The 16,123-nt window shown below is 52.2% G+C and carries 13 protein-coding genes; 1 reads left to right on the forward strand and 12 read right to left on the reverse strand.

What is annotated here, in order from left to right; genetic code table 11:
* Nucleotides 1-71 precede the first annotated feature (71 nt).
* The 4 genes from CCY01nite_RS20270 to CCY01nite_RS20285 all read right to left on the reverse strand — a co-directional run bounded on the left by CCY01nite_RS20270 (nt 72) and on the right by CCY01nite_RS20285 (nt 5,227).
* Nucleotides 72-2,480, reverse strand: a complete 2,409-nt coding sequence (locus CCY01nite_RS20270) for an outer membrane beta-barrel family protein (RefSeq protein WP_146865628.1) — start codon at nt 2,478-2,480, stop codon at nt 72-74.
* A 64-nt stretch (nt 2,481-2,544) separates the two neighbouring features.
* Complete coding sequence (locus CCY01nite_RS20275; protein ID WP_146865630.1) at nt 2,545-3,252, reverse strand: phosphatase PAP2 family protein; 708 nt, start codon at nt 3,250-3,252, stop codon at nt 2,545-2,547.
* A gap of 11 nt (nt 3,253-3,263) precedes the next feature.
* The gene (locus tag CCY01nite_RS20280; RefSeq protein ID WP_186831178.1) at nt 3,264-4,562 is read right to left on the reverse strand and encodes a sensor histidine kinase; all 1,299 of its coding nucleotides are present in this window, start codon (nt 4,560-4,562) and stop codon (nt 3,264-3,266) included.
* The gene (locus tag CCY01nite_RS20285; RefSeq protein ID WP_146865634.1) at nt 4,559-5,227 is read right to left on the reverse strand and encodes a response regulator transcription factor; all 669 of its coding nucleotides are present in this window, start codon (nt 5,225-5,227) and stop codon (nt 4,559-4,561) included. Before CCY01nite_RS20285 ends, CCY01nite_RS20280 begins: the two co-directional genes overlap by 4 nt.
* A gap of 553 nt (nt 5,228-5,780) precedes the next feature.
* Here CCY01nite_RS20285 and CCY01nite_RS20290 point away from each other — a divergent pair.
* Nucleotides 5,781-5,969 carry a hypothetical protein gene (locus tag CCY01nite_RS20290; RefSeq protein WP_146865636.1) on the forward strand — a complete coding sequence of 63 codons (189 nt, stop codon included), beginning with the start codon at nt 5,781-5,783 and terminating at the stop codon, nt 5,967-5,969.
* A gap of 130 nt (nt 5,970-6,099) precedes the next feature.
* Here CCY01nite_RS20290 and CCY01nite_RS20295 read toward each other — a convergent pair whose 3' ends face one another.
* The 8 genes from CCY01nite_RS20295 to CCY01nite_RS20330 form a co-directional block, all read right to left on the reverse strand.
* Entirely contained in the window at nt 6,100-7,281 is a 1,182-nt protein-coding gene (locus CCY01nite_RS20295; protein ID WP_146865638.1) for a TolC family protein, read from the reverse strand.
* Nucleotides 7,274-10,366: an efflux RND transporter permease subunit gene (locus CCY01nite_RS20300; RefSeq protein WP_146865640.1), complete on the reverse strand. Its 3,093-nt coding sequence runs from the start codon at nt 10,364-10,366 to the stop codon at nt 7,274-7,276. Before CCY01nite_RS20300 ends, CCY01nite_RS20295 begins: the two co-directional genes overlap by 8 nt.
* Before the next feature lie 23 nt (nt 10,367-10,389).
* Nucleotides 10,390-11,892 (reverse strand): efflux RND transporter periplasmic adaptor subunit, encoded by a 1,503-nt coding sequence (locus tag CCY01nite_RS20305; protein WP_186831179.1) that lies wholly within the window; start codon nt 11,890-11,892, stop codon nt 10,390-10,392.
* A 75-nt stretch (nt 11,893-11,967) separates the two neighbouring features.
* Entirely contained in the window at nt 11,968-12,198 is a 231-nt protein-coding gene (locus CCY01nite_RS20310) for a hypothetical protein (protein WP_146865644.1), read from the reverse strand.
* Nucleotides 12,199-12,258: 60 nt separating this feature from the next.
* Entirely contained in the window at nt 12,259-12,696 is a 438-nt protein-coding gene (locus CCY01nite_RS20315) for a DUF6769 family protein (RefSeq protein WP_503826421.1), read from the reverse strand.
* A 109-nt stretch (nt 12,697-12,805) separates the two neighbouring features.
* Nucleotides 12,806-14,077 carry an MFS transporter gene (locus tag CCY01nite_RS20320; RefSeq protein ID WP_146865648.1) on the reverse strand — a complete coding sequence of 424 codons (1,272 nt, stop codon included), beginning with the start codon at nt 14,075-14,077 and terminating at the stop codon, nt 12,806-12,808.
* Complete coding sequence (locus CCY01nite_RS20325) at nt 14,074-14,841, reverse strand: nucleoside phosphorylase (protein ID WP_146865650.1); 768 nt, start codon at nt 14,839-14,841, stop codon at nt 14,074-14,076. The genes CCY01nite_RS20320 and CCY01nite_RS20325 overlap by 4 nt, the downstream gene beginning before the upstream one ends.
* Nucleotides 14,842-14,873: 32 nt before the next feature.
* Complete coding sequence (locus CCY01nite_RS20330) at nt 14,874-15,977, reverse strand: MBL fold metallo-hydrolase (RefSeq protein WP_146865652.1); 1,104 nt, start codon at nt 15,975-15,977, stop codon at nt 14,874-14,876.
* Between the last annotated feature and the right edge of the window lie 146 nt (nt 15,978-16,123).

Consider the following 16,123-nt stretch of genomic DNA (forward strand, 5'->3'; position numbering starts at 1 on the left):
TTAACCAGGTGAGGATTACCCGACAGCACGAGGTTTACGCATAATGACCAACCAGAGATTGTGAATAGTTACTAAAACTTCCACGCATATCCTGCGCGAATTATCTGCGTTTCGTAGTAATCAGTACTGATGTAGCTGAAATTCTTGCCGTTCACCTTCCTTTTGATGCGCAGGGTGCCGGCCAGGTCGGTGGCATTCAGTGTCAGTTCGCTGCGGCCGCCGGCGAAGGTCTTTTTCACGCCCGCATCGATGTAAAAACGGCCATAAATTTTCCCTTGCGGGATAATGTCAGGTGCTACGTACACTGCCGTTACCTGCAGGTCCGTCTTTTTCGCCAGCCGGAAGTTGCCGTTCAGCTTTAGGTTTCCGGAGATCATTTCTTCTCTGTCTGCTGAAAAGACATTTTCTACCGGATATTCGTTTACCACTGAAAATGCTCTGATGACATTCTTGTACCCGGTGGCATACAGGCTCAACTGTGTCTTGCCAAACTGACGGGATAGGTTTGCTTCCAAACCCGAATTGAAGCTGCGGCCGGCATTCTGGAAAATATTATAAATAAGGGTGCTGCCTGGGATAGTACTTGCTATGCGGATAATGGTGGCATCGATGGATTTGTGGTAAGCAGCGGCATACAGCGTTGTTGATGTCCAGCTTTTCGTATACCCCAACTCGAAATTATCGGTAAACTGGGGCCGCAGACCGGGATTGCCGACCTTAATAATCTCTGCGTCATCGTACTTCGGGAAAATGCGAATGTCTACTTCGTTGGGCCGGTCTACCCGGCGGTTATAGAAAAGGGAGAAGCGGGAATCATTGGCCGGTTTGAATGCGACCCGAATTGTCGGGAATGGCTGGGTGTATTTGTAGCCGTCGCTGCGGTAGGTCCGGTGGTTGGGATTTACGTCATATTCGATGCGAACGGCTTCCACACGCAAACCAGCCTCCAGCTCCCATTTCTCCCGTTCCAGGATGTAATTACCATAAATGGCCGGAATCGTTTCGGAGTAGTTGGCCCAGCCACCGGCCGCGGTATCCAACGGGGAGTTTAATCCGGGGATGAAGCGCATGTTGGTAGGGATATATCGGCGCCTGAACTTGATACCGCCTTCGGCGCGGCCGAACCTGAGCGGATGTGTGTAGTCTATGCTGATATCAGCCACATGCTCGTCCGATAAGAGTTTGAACGAATCTACGCCTGTAAAGGTTGGATTGATATTAGTGAAAAAGTATTGCTCATCTTCGCGATGGAAGGTGTAATTCGCTGTTGCCTCGAGCTTACGGCCTGGCTGTGGGAACAAACGCTGCCAGTTTAGCGATGCGGTGGCTGTTGTCTTGATCTCATCTTCAAGAAACTGCCAGAGCCGGTGCCGGTCTTTTAGCTGATTATCGAAGAAAGGCTGGTCGCCATCGTCCAGGATCTTTTCCCGGCTGTAAAGGCCGGAAAGCGTAACGGTATTCTGTTCATCCAAAAACCAATCGGCGCCTGCCTTCATGGTGGTGACATTCGTGCGGCGGTTGCGCTTCAGCTGCTGGCGGATGGTATCGCCGTTGCTGTAATACCGGTCTGTAAATTCGTTTTTGTTAAGCGTATGGGTATAGAGGTTGTCGCCTTGGAAAAAGAGATTGACGCGTTTCTTCCGGTAGTTGAGGGAAACAGAAGGATTAATCTTTGGGGTGGTGCGGTATTGCGGCCGGATATCCGGAAAATTCTCTTTCCTTTCCCATAAAGCGCCAAGACCACCCGCCAGCCCAATCTTTCCGTTCCATCCATCCTTCTTTTCCTTTTTAAAAACGATATTGATGATTCCCGCGTTCCCGTTAGCGTCGTAACGTGCGGATGGGTTGTTGATGATCTCGATCTTTTCTATAGCTGATACGCTGATGTTCTCCAGGCTGGATTGTCCTCCATAGCCGGTAAGGGCTGTTTGCTGGCCGTCGATCAGTACCATAACCTTTTCATTGCCGCGCAACTGCACTTTGCCCTCCTGCGAAACGGTCACGCCGGGCAAATTCGCCATGACCTCCAGCACGGAGCCACCGGCGCGGGCAACGTTGTTTGCCATGGAGAAGATTTGTTTGTCCATCTTAGCGTTTATTCCATCCTGCTGCTTACCTGTGACAGTAACCTCATGTAGTTGGCCCGCGGTTTCAGACAGGAAAATCTGGCCGAGGTCGAGAAAATTACTAAGGCGGCCGGCTACCATGTTTTCCCATTTCGTTGCGTAACCGAGAAATGTAAGCTTCAGGTGGAAATTACCCTGTTGCGGTGCAGAAAGGGTAAACCGCCCATCTCCCCCGGTAACCGTACCCGCCACCAGGCTGCTGTCTGCGGCTCGGTGTAGTGTTACGGTAACGAACTGCAGCGGTGTTTTACGGGAGGCGTCGCGTATTTGTCCCGAAACGACGACCGAGCTGGATTGGGCGCATAGGACCAGCGGGGCGATCAAAAGAAGGATAGCAATAAAAATTCTCCGCATTTCTTTTTCCCGTAAAGCTCGTACCTGATTTAGAAGAAAATTAGCATGTGGAAACATCGCGCTATCAAAATGGCTCAACGCGCGGCTTTTTCTTTCGCCATTTGTATTGGTGTGTCCAGTAGGCCATTTTCATGGAAAGGATGCCGATGCCGGCGCCAAGCAACACATCACTTATGTAGTGGCGGTTGTTGGCGATGCGCAGAGCGCCCACGGTCGATGCCATACTATAAGCGGCGTAAGGCATCCAGCGAAACCGGTGTTTGTATTCTTCCGAAAGAAAGGCGGCGGCGGCGAATGCCTGGGCTGTATGGCCGGAAGGAAACGAGTTGTAAGTAGAGCCATCGGGTCGCAGCTGGTGGGTCGTGGATTTCAAAAGGGCGACTGTCGAAATCATCATTGCTTCTCCTTTGATGAGAATGGCCGTCCGGTTCCGTATGTCCGTCCGTGAAGGGATACCGGCAGCGTCGAGTGTGTAGGCGATGGCGATCGGTGCGAATTGGAGGTAATTGTCGATACCTGTATGGAAACTTGGGATATGTTCGTTCCGCTCTTCCGCCAGCTCCTTTTTCAGCCCTTCCTCACCGTTTCCGTTTGCGAGAAATCCCGCCAGCATCAATGTCGCCGAAGCATACACTGTTCGCCGGATATTCAGCGGACGCAGGTGATACATGCTGTCGATAGAAAATTTCGCCTGTGGAATTTCCTGTCCAAAGGCCGGACACGACAGTAATAGGGCGGCTGCCAGCAGCCGTCTGATCAGGATGTTGAGCATATGTAGTTAAATTATTCCTTCGTGTTGCCAGTAAATCTTACCGAAAAGTGGTGCCACCCCTCCGCGAAACGATAACCCGCCGACCAACCATACAGTTGACAAATTTCCTTAACGATAGCGAGGCCGAGGCCGGTGCCAGTGGTATGGACGGCTGCGGAAGAAAAACGGTTGAACAACTTGTCCTCCGGCAAAGACGTTGCACCTGTATTGGTGATATTCAGCGTATAGCCTTCCAGCCAGATAAGCACGTTGCCTCTGGTTGAGGTATGCCGGATTGCGTTCATAAGCAAATTGGTCAGTAGAATCTCCGCGAGTGCACGATTCCCAACGACCTCACAGGGCTGCGATGCAGTTATGTCGAAGCGCAATTCCTTTTCCTCTATGAAATCTTCCATGTCTGCCTTGAGCTCCCGGAGTAACTGCGCCATGTCCATCGGTTCCTGATCAGTAAACTGTCTATTGTCTATTTTGGCCAGAAGCACAAGGTTGCGATTGATACGGGACACGCGCGAAAGGGATTTGCTGGCGTTTTCAATGATGCCCGATTGTTCTTCCGTGAGTTCTTGCGTCTGAAGAATGAGGTCCAACTTCGATTGTACGATAGCGAGCGGTGTTTGCAGCTCGTGCGACGCGTTTTCCGTGAATTCTTTCTGTTCAAGATAAGCCGTAAGATTGCCGTCGATTAGCTTACGGATGCCCCTATGCAGGGCCTCAAACTCGACAATATTTGTCACCGGCAGCGGGATATGCTCCTGGCTCTTCAGGTCATAAGCCTCCAGCCTATCGATTGTTTTATGGAACGGCGCCCACAGCTTCCGGGAAAGCCTTTTATTCAGCAGGAGGAATCCGCCGAGCAGAACGAGAAAAAAAATGGCCGTGACAGCCGTGATGGCTCCTATCGTTTCGTAAGATTCTTCTATGTTCGTTTCAATGGTCATCCGATATGGCTGACCGGCTACCGTGAAGTATGTGACCAACCCGTGAAACCTGTCAAGCTCCACATGCCCGGTAAAGCTGTTGTGCTTATAGACTGTATAAACGCTATCCTTATTTACAGCTGGCACAGGTATGATGGATGCGTCCGGCTGAATCTGATTCCAGGCGCGGATGCTGTTATTCAGCGATCCGGTATCGCCGGTGAGCAGTTCGAAATTTCGCTTAGCCCGCAATGCTACAATCATATTATGTTCGTGTAACTCCGTTCGCCAGATTAAATCCACGATAAAGAAATACACCGGCACGCTGCCAAGGAACACCACCAGGGCGTAGAGCAGAAAAACCTTCAGATTCCTGTCAAGCAGCTTTTTCATATTTCCCATTTATAGCCGGTGCCGTAGATGTTTTTCAGGTAGTTTCCATATCCGGCTTCGCTAAGTTTCCGCTTAAGATTTTTGATATGCGCATAGACGAAAGCATGGCTATCAAACATATCGGCCATATCCCCGGAGAGATGTTCAGCCAACGCACTTTTCGAGATCACCTTGTTCCTGTTGCCGACGAAATATAGCAGCAAATCCAGCTCTTTTTTGGTCAAAGCGACTTCCTTTTCATTTACAAACACCTTTTTAGAGAGCAGGTCGATGCGGACTTCATTCTGGTCTACGACGTTGGTGCTGGAGAACTGTTTCCGCCGAATGACAGAGTAGATCCTTGCCGCCAACTCAGGGAGATGGAAGGGCTTGGCGATGTAATCGTCGGCGCCGGTAGTGAGGCCGGTTACCTTATCGGTTAGGGCATTCCGCGCCGAAATGATGATGATACCGTCGTCGCGCTTTTCCTGCTTCAGGATGTCAAGCAACCGGAGGCCGTCGCCACCAGGAAGCGTCAGATCGAGCAGGATGCAGTCATAGGTGTACATTCCGATCTTCTCCAATGCTTCGGAGAAAGTCGTAGCCATTTCACAGGTATATTCCGTGAGGTATCCGGCTATGTCTGCCCCCAGTTCTGGTTCATCTTCTACCACCAAAATTTTCATATTTACAAAGGTATGAAGCGATTTAGAATAAAATTGGCATGCAGGCACATGTAGTATAATATTTTAATATGCGACAATGGGGTAATCCACAATTCGTCAATGAACATCTTTCCATTTTATTCTTTTTCATAAAGAAAAAAGCGAGCAAAGACGGCCAGGCGCCAAAAGCCATCATATTATTCTTCTGCCTTTCCAGCTACATAACCGAGCTGGCCGCTCTGGCAGCTTACTGTTTGCCGGTCAGTGAAAAAGTTTCGCCATATGCGGCCAAAAGACGATGCAGCAGTGCGTGCGGAAAGCCCGAGCAGGAAGAAAAGGATAAAACGGAAAGCCAGCGGGATTGTTACTTAAACTGTCCGCTTTGTTATGTCATGACGCTGACCAGCGTTGCGCTTCCCGGCAAAGTATCAACCCTTGCCAAAAGAGAATACACACTGTATTCATCTTCCTACATTTTCATCTTCTGCTCTACCACCTGGAAGCCTCCGAATGTGTGCTGACACATATTAACCATTCTTTCGAAACCAATTTTACTTTCATTTAAACAAAATATATGAAACAGGCATTTTTATTGGCTTCAGCGCTCGTGCTGCTGGGTGGCTCCGTAGTATTCGCAAACGGCGAAACAAAGGATAAAAGCAAAGGCAAGAAACCCGCAAGTACGGAAAACACATGTACCAAACCTTGCCCGAAACCTTGTCCGCCGGTAAAGTGTGATAAGAGCAAATGTGGTAAAGAATAAACCATAACGGTTTTTTATAGGAAAAGCCCCCGGTTGTACCGGGGGCTCCTTCATTCTACCCATTTACTGGCATCGTAGATATTGGACAATATTTAGAAAAAGGGGAAACAATTGCTTTCCCTTCCCGTAATCATAGCGAGTATTTCAACAGTTCGGCTACAGTCCGCTGCAATTCCGCCTCAATTTCCAAATACCTGTCCTGGCTTTCATAGAACAGGGTCTGCTCCATAAAATACTCCAGCGTAGTGATTTGTCCAGCTTTCAGCGACTTCTTCAACAGGTCTTCGCTTGACAGCTTCCCTAACTCTTCCCCATATAGGATGTAGCTGTCTTTCAGCTGGGAGTACTTCTCATACAATTCCTTCACTTCATTATAATGCTCGGTGCGATGCGCTTCTACCTGGCTTTCATACCAGCGTGCCCGTTCCTGCTGGGCATTTACTTTGTTGCGGTTTTCCCATAGTGGAATACTCAGCCCGAAATGCCCGCCGTGGAAACGTTGACCGAGAATACCCTGGTACCGGTAACCGGCTTCCAGCTTCGGCAGCCGCAGGGCCTTGCTTAAACGTACCTCCGCTTCACCGGCAGATTGCTGAGCCTGAAGCATTCGCAACGTCGGGTCTACGGCTTCGATGGTTTGCTCCAGTGTATCTAATACCGGGAGTGCTGGTTGCGGTGGGTACGCCGTGTCTTCCATAATTACAGGCTTGCCGCCGTTCAGTGCGGTCAATTGCTGGGTAAACTGCTTTTTTCCCGCCTGCACCAGCCGCAGGTCTGTGCGGATGTTCGCCAGCTGTAGCCGTGCTTTGTTCAGGTCCAGGATGGTGGCATCTTTCAACTCATATTTCCGCTCATAATCGCGGTAGAAGGTTTCTGCTTCTGCTTGCCGTTTCAGCAACAGGCTTTCCCGCTTGTTGAGATAGACCAGGCGGAGGGACGCGAGTTTTGCTTCCAACATGATTTCCTGCCGGTTACGGGCGCCCTCGTACCCGGTCTGCGTGCTTTTCAGGCCGGCCACTTTTTTACGGAAGCCGTAAGCGGTCGGGAAGTCGAACCCCTGGGAAACCAGCAGGTCCGTTTGGTTGCCGGCGGTGGCGGGATAACCTTTCAGATAATCAATGCTCACTTGTGGATCATACAGCGTCAGGCCGGTTTTGTAGCCGGCTTTCACCGCGGCCACACGTTGCTGTTCGGCACGGATATCTTTATTGTTGCGCTCGATCCGCTTCAGCACCGTGTCCAGTGTGCTTTGAGCCGGCAGCCGGAGGGCGGACAGACAGAGCAGCATTATATACAGGATGATCTTACGCATGTTTTTGTTCTTTTTGTTGTACGATGTAATACACGATGGGCACCACGAAGATGTTCAGCAAGGTGGAGCTGAGCAAGCCGCCCAGGATTACCTTCGCCATCGGGCTTTGTATCTCGTTACCGGGTTCGTCACCTGCGACTGCCAGCGGGATGAGCGCCAGTGCGGCGGTGAGCGCCGTCATAAGGATAGGCGTCAGCCGGTCTACAGAACCTTTGATAATCGTGTCGTGCAGGGAATAGCCTTCCAGCTGCAGCGTGTGGTAATGCGATACCAGCAGAATGCCGTTGCGCGTGGCCACGCCGAACAATGTGATAAAACCGATGATAGCGGGAATGCTCAGCACGCCGGAGGTCAGCCATATGCTTACCACGCCCCCGATCAGGGCCAGCGGCAGGTTCAGCAGGATGATGCCGGACATTTTCAGATTCTTGAATTCCTGGTACAGCAGCAGCAGGATGATCAGCAAGGCCACCAGTGAAGTAAACAGCAACGTTCTGGATGCCGCAGCCTCGCTCTCGAACTGTCCGCCGTATTCCAGGTGATAGCCCTCCGGCAGCTGAACATTTGCGCCTACTGCTTTCTGGATATCTGTCACTACGCTGCGAATATCGCGGCCGGCCACGTTGGCGGAGATCACTACTTTGCGTTGCACGTTCTCCCGGTTCACGGTATTCGGGCCTTTCGTGGAGATCACTTCAGCCACGTTACTGAGAGGGATCATTTGGCCGGAGCCATCCGCGATCAGCGTATTCCGCATGTTCTCGATAGTATTGCGGTTGGCATCGTTATATTTCAGGATGAGGTCGAAACGTTTTTCGCCTTCAAACACTTCGCTGGCCTTTTCCCCGGCCATCGCCACGTCCACGAATTCCGTAAAATCACTCACTTTGATGCCGTAACGCGCCAGCATTTCCCGGTTCGCTTTGATCTGCACCTGCGGGATCTCGATCTGCGGTTCCACGCTGAGGTCTACCAGGCCGGGGATATTCTGGATATTCATTTTGATCTGGTTTGAAAGCGTATACATTTTGTTCAGGTCATCGCCAAAAAGCTTGATGGCGATGTTGGCGCGTGTGCCGGACAGCATGTGGTCGATGCGGTGGCCGATGGGCTGGCCGATGGTGATGTTCGCCCCGGTGATGCCTGCCAGCTTGCCGCGCACATCTTCCAGGAACTCGTCGCGATCGCGGTCCTTCAATGTGAAAGGCACATCGATCTCCGAAGCGTTCACGCCCTGGGCGTGCTCGTCCAGCTCGGCGCGGCCGGTGCGGCGGGTGGAGGTGCGTATTTCAGGGATGGTCAGCAGGGCCTTTTCAATCTGCCGGCCGATGCTATTACTTTCTTCCAGGGAAATGCCCGGCAGGCTCACGGCGCTGATCACCAGCGATCCCTCGTTAAACTCCGGTAGGAAGCTGCGCCCCATCCGGAAGAACAGGAACACCGCCACTATAAAAAGCCCCACGGAACCGATCAGGATAGCGCGCTTCAGGTGCATAGCTTTTTCCAGTGCGGAGCCGTACCATCCATTTACCTTCTGTTCCAGCCAGCTGCCTTTCGCCTGCTTCAGTAGTTGTTTTTCGTTTGTCAGCAGATAGCTGCCGAGCACCGGCGTGAGCGTTACAGCTACAATCAGGGAGGCGAACAGCGACACGATGAAAGAGATACCCAGCGGTGCCAGCATCCTACCTTCCATGCCGGTCAGGAAAAACAGCGGCACGAACGCAGCGATGATGATCAGCGTGGCGTTCAGGATGGAGGCCCGGATTTCTACTGAGGCGTCATATATTACTTCCAGTGCATTGCGGCGCTCTGCGGCTGGTTTCAGCGCGTTCTCCCGCAGGCGCTTCAGCACATTATCCACGTCGATAATGGCATCGTCTACCAGTGCGCCGATGGCAATGGCCATACCGCCGAGCGACATGGTATTGATGGTGAAGCCCATCCATTTCAGTGCCAGCACAGCCACCAGCAACGAAACCGGGATGGCCAGCAGCGAAATGAGGGTGGAGCGCCAGTTCATCAGGAATACGAACAGTACCACCACCACGAACAGCATGCCTTCGATGAGCGAGCGTTTTACGTTATGGATGGATGCATTGATGAAATCACTTTGTGAGAAAATATCGCTGTGAACGTTCACGCCTTTGGGAAGGTCCTGCTGCATCGCGGCAAGTGATGCCTGGATGCGCCCGGTCAGCTCCAACGTGTTCGTGTTCGGTTGTTTGCTGACGGTGAGGATCACCGCATCTTTACCTCGCATGGAGCCGTCGCCGATCTTCGGTGCGCTGCCGATCTGGACGGCCGCCACATCGGCGATCTTTACAGGTGCTCCGCCCATGGTCTTTACCACGGCGTTGCCCAATTCCTGCACGTCATTTGTGCGGGCCATGCCACGCACGATGTATTCGTTGCCGTATTCATTGATGAAACCGCCGGATGAATTCTGCGAGACGTTGCGGCAAGCCGCCAGCAGTTCATCCAGGCTCACGCCGTAATGCTTCATTAGCCGGGGATCGGCCAGCACCTGGTACTGTTTGTATTCACCGCCGATCACTACCACGTTCGCCACGCCGGCGGTAGCCAGCAAGCGCGGCCGGATAGTCCAGTCAGCCAGGGTGCGCACATTCATCATGTCGGTGCTGTCGCCGGTTACGGCTATCAGCATGATTTCCCCCATGATGGAGGCTTGCGGGGCCAGTACCGGGTTGCCGACGCCTTCGGGGAGCCGTTCGGCCACCGTCACCAGCTTTTCCGTTGTGATCTGCCGGGCTTTGAAAATGTCCGTTCCCCATTCAAACTCCACCCACACGATGCTGATGCCCGCCGATGAGCTGGAACGCACGCGGCGCACATCGGTGGCGCCGTTGAGCGCTGATTCTATCGGGAAGGTCACGAGCTTTTCCACTTCTTCCGGGGCCATGCCGTGGGATTCCGTCAACACTACCACCGTTGGGGCCGTGAGGTCCGGGAATACGTCCACTTCCATCCGGGAAGCCACGTAGCCGCCGCCGATGAGTATCAGCAGCGCGCCGAACATGACCATCAACCGGTTGTGCAGGGCATATCGGATTATTTTGTTTAACATATCCTCTGTTTACCTGTGAATGACTAATGTTCATGCCCATGCGCCGGCATGGTGCCGGAGGCTGTGGACAATTTGATATTATATGCGCCTTTCGTGACCACGCGTTCACCTTCTTTCAGCCCGCTGAGCACCTGCACGTTTTTTCCGTCATTGCCGCCAAGTGTCAACTCCCGTTTCTCGAAGGATTCACCGGCCATCTGCACATAGCAGGAGAAAGTGCCCTGGTCTTCCATCAGCGCAGATACAGGGATCACCAGCGCATTATTTACAGCATCGGCCTGTAGCAGCACTTCAATGAAAGAGCCCGGCAGCAGCCCTTCGCGTCCGTCGATCTCGAAGAATGCGGGCACCGTGCCATTTTCGCCCGCGGCTTTGCCAACGGAGGCCAGCCGGCCGTTCAGGTCTTGTAAGGAATATACAGTAGTCGGATTCACGCGGAAGTTGGCCGAACGAATGCTACCAATGCGGGCGTATGCAGCGGGTGCGATATCAGCACGCACCATCAGGCGTTTGTTGGTGGCCACAACAGCCAGCGGCTGACCGGCTTCTACAAACTGGCCTTCAGTGACGCTGAGGGTGCGGATAAATCCTCCCCTGGACGCGGCAATGCGTTGCCCGCCTGTGCCGTAGGTGCCGGAAAGCGAACTGGCTACAGCACGGGCGTTGTCGTATTCGGTTTTGGCTTGCAGATAGTCCCGTTCGGTGATCAGCCGGTCGTTATACAGGCTCTGACTGCGCTCGAAATCGACTTTCGCTTTGGCAAGATTGTTCCTGGCTTCCTGTTGGCGCACATCCGTATTTCCGTCTGTGAGGCCCTTGCTGGAAATGGTGAATAATACCTGTCCAGGCTTCACGGTCATGCCAGTCACGGGTTTCATGCGGCTGAATGATACGATTCCGGCTGTTTTGGCGGCTAGCACCTGCTCATCACCAGGAGCGCCGGTAATGGCGCCGGAGGTGCGCACCGTGTTATAGAAGGTTTGCCGTGTCACCGGCTGGTTGGCGAAGGGTATTTTCCATGCCTGTTCCTTTAGGTAGGAAATATCGCCGCCGGTTTGCGGAACTTTGGCTACCGCAGCGGCCTCCGCGTTAGGATATACCAGCACGTTTTCGATGATGATCTGATCAGTGTAGCCCTTTGTTTTGACATCGAATACGAGTTTCCCCGTGCCCGCGGCTGCAGGTTGCAGCGCCAGCCGGAAGATGCCGGGAGATGATGGGCTGTCCACCGTTTGGCGGATGCCGTTTCCTCCACTTATCAGGCTGATGGTGATGGACCCTTCGGTAAACGGCGTAAAAACCTCGCCCAGGTGGGTGAAGTGGGCCGCGAATTTGGCCGTTTGGCCAACCACCAGCGGTTTGAATTCTACGTAAAGTTCCGTTTTATCGGTGTAAAGAGTGTATGACAGCGCGGCGGGGCCTTCGTCGTGGCTATGGCCGCCATCACCGTGATCATGTCCTTGCTGGGTAGGTTGATTGCATGCGATTGCAAACACCGGTAGCAAGGCGAACAGTATTTTCTTCATTTTGATTCGTTTGTAGTAAAAATACCGCCGGGCCATGCCTGTGGCGGGACATGGCCTCGGACGGCCGTTCTCGGATTAGTGAGAATGTTCTTTTCCATCCGCATGTGTGTGCGGTTTGGAAGTGTCTGCTTTGGTAGAATCGCCTACGCTGAAAGATTCCTGCGCCGGCTTAGTAGTGTCGTGGTCGGCGTGAACGGAACCATCAGCGTGGGTGTGCGTGCTGTCGCCTTGTTCCTGTTTAGGAGCGTTCTGGCAAGCAGTGGCCGCAAACAATGCGATCATTGCAGAAAGGATGTAACTTTTCATGTTAACGGTTTGGATTTTAAATAAAAGCGGTGCGCGCATCAGCAAATGCTGCGCGGTGTGTTAAGCATGAAAAGCCGCCGGTGGCGCTCTTAATCCGATGGGTGTGAGGAAGATGATGGGAACAAGGTCTAATGGGGGACTGCCGGGCACTGGAAGATCCACCTCAAATACAACAGGTTCGGCAAGATAGGAAAATATGTGCGCGCGAATCGCAGCTACAAAATGTTGCTGAAGCTGAGTGATGGCTTTTTCGCGGCCGAAGATCTCATATTCGCCGCCGTTATGTGAAAGATGGGCGAAAGCATGTTCTAGTGGGGATTCGTCATCTTGGTGTCTGTCATGGTCGTGAGCATGCCCCTGGCCATCAGTGTGATCGTGGGCTACATGCATGTGTAAATCATCAGGATCGTGATGCACATGCGGTATAATGCTGTGCATCGCCATCATTATGTATGCTGTAAGTAACAGCCAGATATATCTCGTGCGTTTTGACGACATGCAAGGCAAAACTAACAATTATTACTATTCCGTAGTCATTAATTTGATCACCGGTCGTCCGAGGAATTGAGTCATGATTCCGGCAATCATTAATCTTTGGTTATAGCATTTATATTTTCGCTCGAACCGTTACGGCCTCTGGCCGCATAGTTTCTTTCATCTTCACCCAAACCACCACCCCAGAGATAAAGGTAACGATACCGGCAACGTGAACCGCCCAAACTAATCCTAACAGATTGGCTACGATCCCGGCCATCACCGCGCCCATGGCGTAGCCTATATCCCGCCAAAAGCGGTAAACGCCCAACGAAGATGCCCTCCAGGAGGGATGCGCCGCATCGCTGACCGCTGCCAGTAATGCCGGATAAACCATCGCTGTGCCAATACCCAGCAGAACGGAACCAAACAGTCCGGCATAAAGCGGTTCAAACAGCTCAAGACCGATCACGATATGCCCGAACGCCTGGACGAACATTCCCCAAACAATCAACGGTTTCCGGCCAATACGGTCGGCCAGCGGCCCAGTAATGACCTGGCCGGCGCCCCATACTACCGGATAGATCGCCTTGATCCATCCCACGCCTTCCAGGCCTACGCCAGCAGCAACGAACAGCAGCGGAAATACACCCCACGACATTCCATCGTTTAGGTTGTTGATCAGCCCTGCCTGGGAAACGGCAAACAGGTTTTTATTTCTAAAAGAAGTTTCCCGGAACACCCAGCTAAGGTTTGGTTTATGCGCCTTTTCGCCCGATGTGGTGGTGGAGATGGACGTGGATTCCAGTTTCGCGTGCCGCCGTGTATCACTAACAACGAATATCGATAGCAGCAGGCCGGCAATGGTGTAAAGAATGCCTATATAGAATGGCGCCGGACGCAATCCATACCGCGAGGCCAGATAGCCGGTGGCGAGGGCCGTCAGACCAACCGCACCATATCCGGCCGCTTCATTCAGTCCCATCGCGAAGCCTCGTTTCTTTGGCCCCACAAGGTCGATCTTCATGTTTACGGTCATAGACCAGGCCAGCCCCTGGCTGATACCCAGCAACACGTTGGAAGCGATGATCCATGCCCAGGTCGGCCCCCAGGCCAGCATAAACGGCACAGGTAGGCCAACGAGCCAGCCAGCTATAAGTATCTTCTTTCGGGTGTACCGGTCTGCCAGCGCGCCGGACACGAGGTTGGTTATGGCTTTTACGACGCCAAATGCGATGATGAACGAGAAGATGAACAAATCGGAGCCGATCTTAAATTCTTCCATGCCCACGAGGGGCACAACCGTCCTTTCCAGCCCGACCATGCCGCCGACAAAGCAGTTCACGAGCACCAACCAGACAAACTGTTGCCAGTTTTCTTTCAACCCTAATCGAATCTCCTTCATAATATGATTTTTTTGATGAGTGCTAACGTATCTATACTGCCAAAATGTTCGCCTTTTTCAAAATCACCTTCTTGCTGGGCCATCGTATTGGTCAAATGGGCAAAGCACACGATGTCTCTCTGTTTCGCGATGCCGAGGGCGTACAATGCGGCGGCTTCCATTTCCACACAGGTTACGTCTTCCGACTGCATGGCGTTGATGGCTTCTGCGGTTTCACGGTAGGGCGCGTCCGTCGTCCAGCTTTTGGCATCGAACCAGATATCCTGATCCAGGCTGGCGAGTTTGCGGTAAAGCCCGGGGGAAATAGCAGAAATTTCACCGGCGGGGATATAATGGTAGCTGGTTCCCTCATCCCTCACTGCTTCGGTGATCAAAGCGAACCGCTTTGGGTTGTACGGTTCGTTGATGATACCTGCAGAAGTCACACTGATCAGCAGTCGGCATCCGGACACGAACAACTGCTCCGCCACGAGCACGGCGTAAGACGCGCCAACGATGCAGGGTACGATTCCGAGCGGTGTTCCGTTCAGTTCAAATTGATATAAACTGGAATGATAACATGCCCAGCATTTGCTTTTCTCCGCCAAGCCTTGTCCGATAAGGTAGTCGGCCAGGTCACCATCCGGGTCCAGTACGCAGATGGACGGTACATCGCCTTGCCCGATGTTTTTTTGCCTTCTGGCTTCACGCAGGAGATTTTCCGGGAGGAACACCGATGCAGATTGATAATATTTATTGTCCAGTATTGCCACTCTTTTATCCATGAGATTTCGATTATTGATGGAGTTGTTGGTTTTCAGGAAACGGCGCAGCGGTTTGCTCCAGCTTCCAGATCGGCAGGATTGATGCCTTCGTGGTGGCCGCTTTTATTGAGTGCGGCGATTTGTTCGTAGTTCGGTGGCGTGGGTGGGATTCGTTGAATGGTTTGGGCCACAAACTCATCTTCGGAAAGGCGGAGCAGCATAATGTTTTCGAGCAGTAACGAGAGCGATGCCGTGATGGGATTTCCGTCGAAGGCAATGGCGCCGGAAGTATGAGCTGGGAGAATTAATGTTTCGCCGGGAAGGCTTTTGATTTTTCCAAGTGAATGATACAGTTGACGCGCTTTAAGGATGGCTTGTTCTTTATCCGCTTTCAGGTCGGGTCGGCCGACGCCATCGATAAAAAGAGTGTCGCCGGTAAGCAGATATTTCCCGTCGATAAGGTATGAAATGCTTTCCGGCGTATGGCCCGGCGTTAATACTGCTTTCAGTAAGGATTTTCCGAATGATATCTCCTGTCCATCGGTTAGCGGAGTGAAGTTATAGTTCACCTGGGCGCTTTCCATGAAAAGATGGTTGGCCCCGGTAACTTTGGCCAGTTCCAGTGTGCGGGAGATGTAATCGGCATGCACATGTGTGTCCATCACGTTGCGGATCGTCCAGCCGTGGTTTGCCGCCAATGATATGAAAACATCGGGGTCAAGTGCGGCATCTACTACTATGGCAGTGTCTCCGGAGCCGATGATATAGGACAGGATACCCTTCGCTACCCTGCGCACCTGGATTATTTTTACTACTTGATCTTCCATCACAGCTTCATTCCAGGCATAATTCCACGCCTTCATTCCGCCTTCAAGAGAGAAGGCCTGTATATCACGTTCCAGGAGGGCATCTGCGGCTGTCTTGCTCATGCGGCCTCCCGCACAAACGGTTACAACCGGAATATCGTATGGAAGCTCGACATCATCGAGTATGTGTTTGTCTCCTTCGGAAAGTGCCTGGTAGGCGTCTTTATGGATGCTACCAGCGATCTTCCATTCTTCTCGTTGGGAAACAGGCCGAACATCGAGAATGGTCACTTTTTTGCCTTCGGCCAGCATTTTCTGCAATGCTGCAACGGAAATTACGGGAGTATTCATGGCTTGCGGGTTTTAATGATACTGCAAAGATATATCGTTCTGGCATCTATTCAATAAAAACATTGAATAGATGCTGCGTAGAGATGCCGAAGAAAATAGAAAAGGCAATTCCATTCCGAATTGCCTTTATATTAACCAGTTGTAAA

The organism is Chitinophaga cymbidii, assembly GCF_007992715.1.
Classification (GTDB): Bacteria; Bacteroidota; Bacteroidia; order Chitinophagales; family Chitinophagaceae; genus Chitinophaga; species Chitinophaga cymbidii.

Coding starts and splice junctions, on each gene's coding strand:
- CCY01nite_RS20270 (WP_146865628.1), bottom strand. CDS start 2,480: ATGCGGAGAATTTTTATTGCTATCCTTCTTTTGATCGCCCCGCTGGTC.
- CCY01nite_RS20275 (WP_146865630.1), bottom strand. CDS start 3,252: ATGCTCAACATCCTGATCAGACGGCTGCTGGCAGCCGCCCTATTACTG.
- CCY01nite_RS20280 (WP_186831178.1), bottom strand. CDS start 4,562: ATGAAAAAGCTGCTTGACAGGAATCTGAAGGTTTTTCTGCTCTACGCC.
- CCY01nite_RS20285 (WP_146865634.1), bottom strand. CDS start 5,227: ATGAAAATTTTGGTGGTAGAAGATGAACCAGAACTGGGGGCAGACATA.
- CCY01nite_RS20290 (WP_146865636.1), top strand. CDS start 5,781: ATGAAACAGGCATTTTTATTGGCTTCAGCGCTCGTGCTGCTGGGTGGC.
- CCY01nite_RS20295 (WP_146865638.1), bottom strand. CDS start 7,281: ATGCGTAAGATCATCCTGTATATAATGCTGCTCTGTCTGTCCGCCCTC.
- CCY01nite_RS20300 (WP_146865640.1), bottom strand. CDS start 10,366: ATGTTAAACAAAATAATCCGATATGCCCTGCACAACCGGTTGATGGTC.
- CCY01nite_RS20305 (WP_186831179.1), bottom strand. CDS start 11,892: ATGAAGAAAATACTGTTCGCCTTGCTACCGGTGTTTGCAATCGCATGC.
- CCY01nite_RS20310 (WP_146865644.1), bottom strand. CDS start 12,198: ATGAAAAGTTACATCCTTTCTGCAATGATCGCATTGTTTGCGGCCACT.
- CCY01nite_RS20315 (WP_503826421.1), bottom strand. CDS start 12,696: ATGTCGTCAAAACGCACGAGATATATCTGGCTGTTACTTACAGCATAC.
- CCY01nite_RS20320 (WP_146865648.1), bottom strand. CDS start 14,077: ATGAAGGAGATTCGATTAGGGTTGAAAGAAAACTGGCAACAGTTTGTC.
- CCY01nite_RS20325 (WP_146865650.1), bottom strand. CDS start 14,841: ATGGATAAAAGAGTGGCAATACTGGACAATAAATATTATCAATCTGCA.
- CCY01nite_RS20330 (WP_146865652.1), bottom strand. CDS start 15,977: ATGAATACTCCCGTAATTTCCGTTGCAGCATTGCAGAAAATGCTGGCC.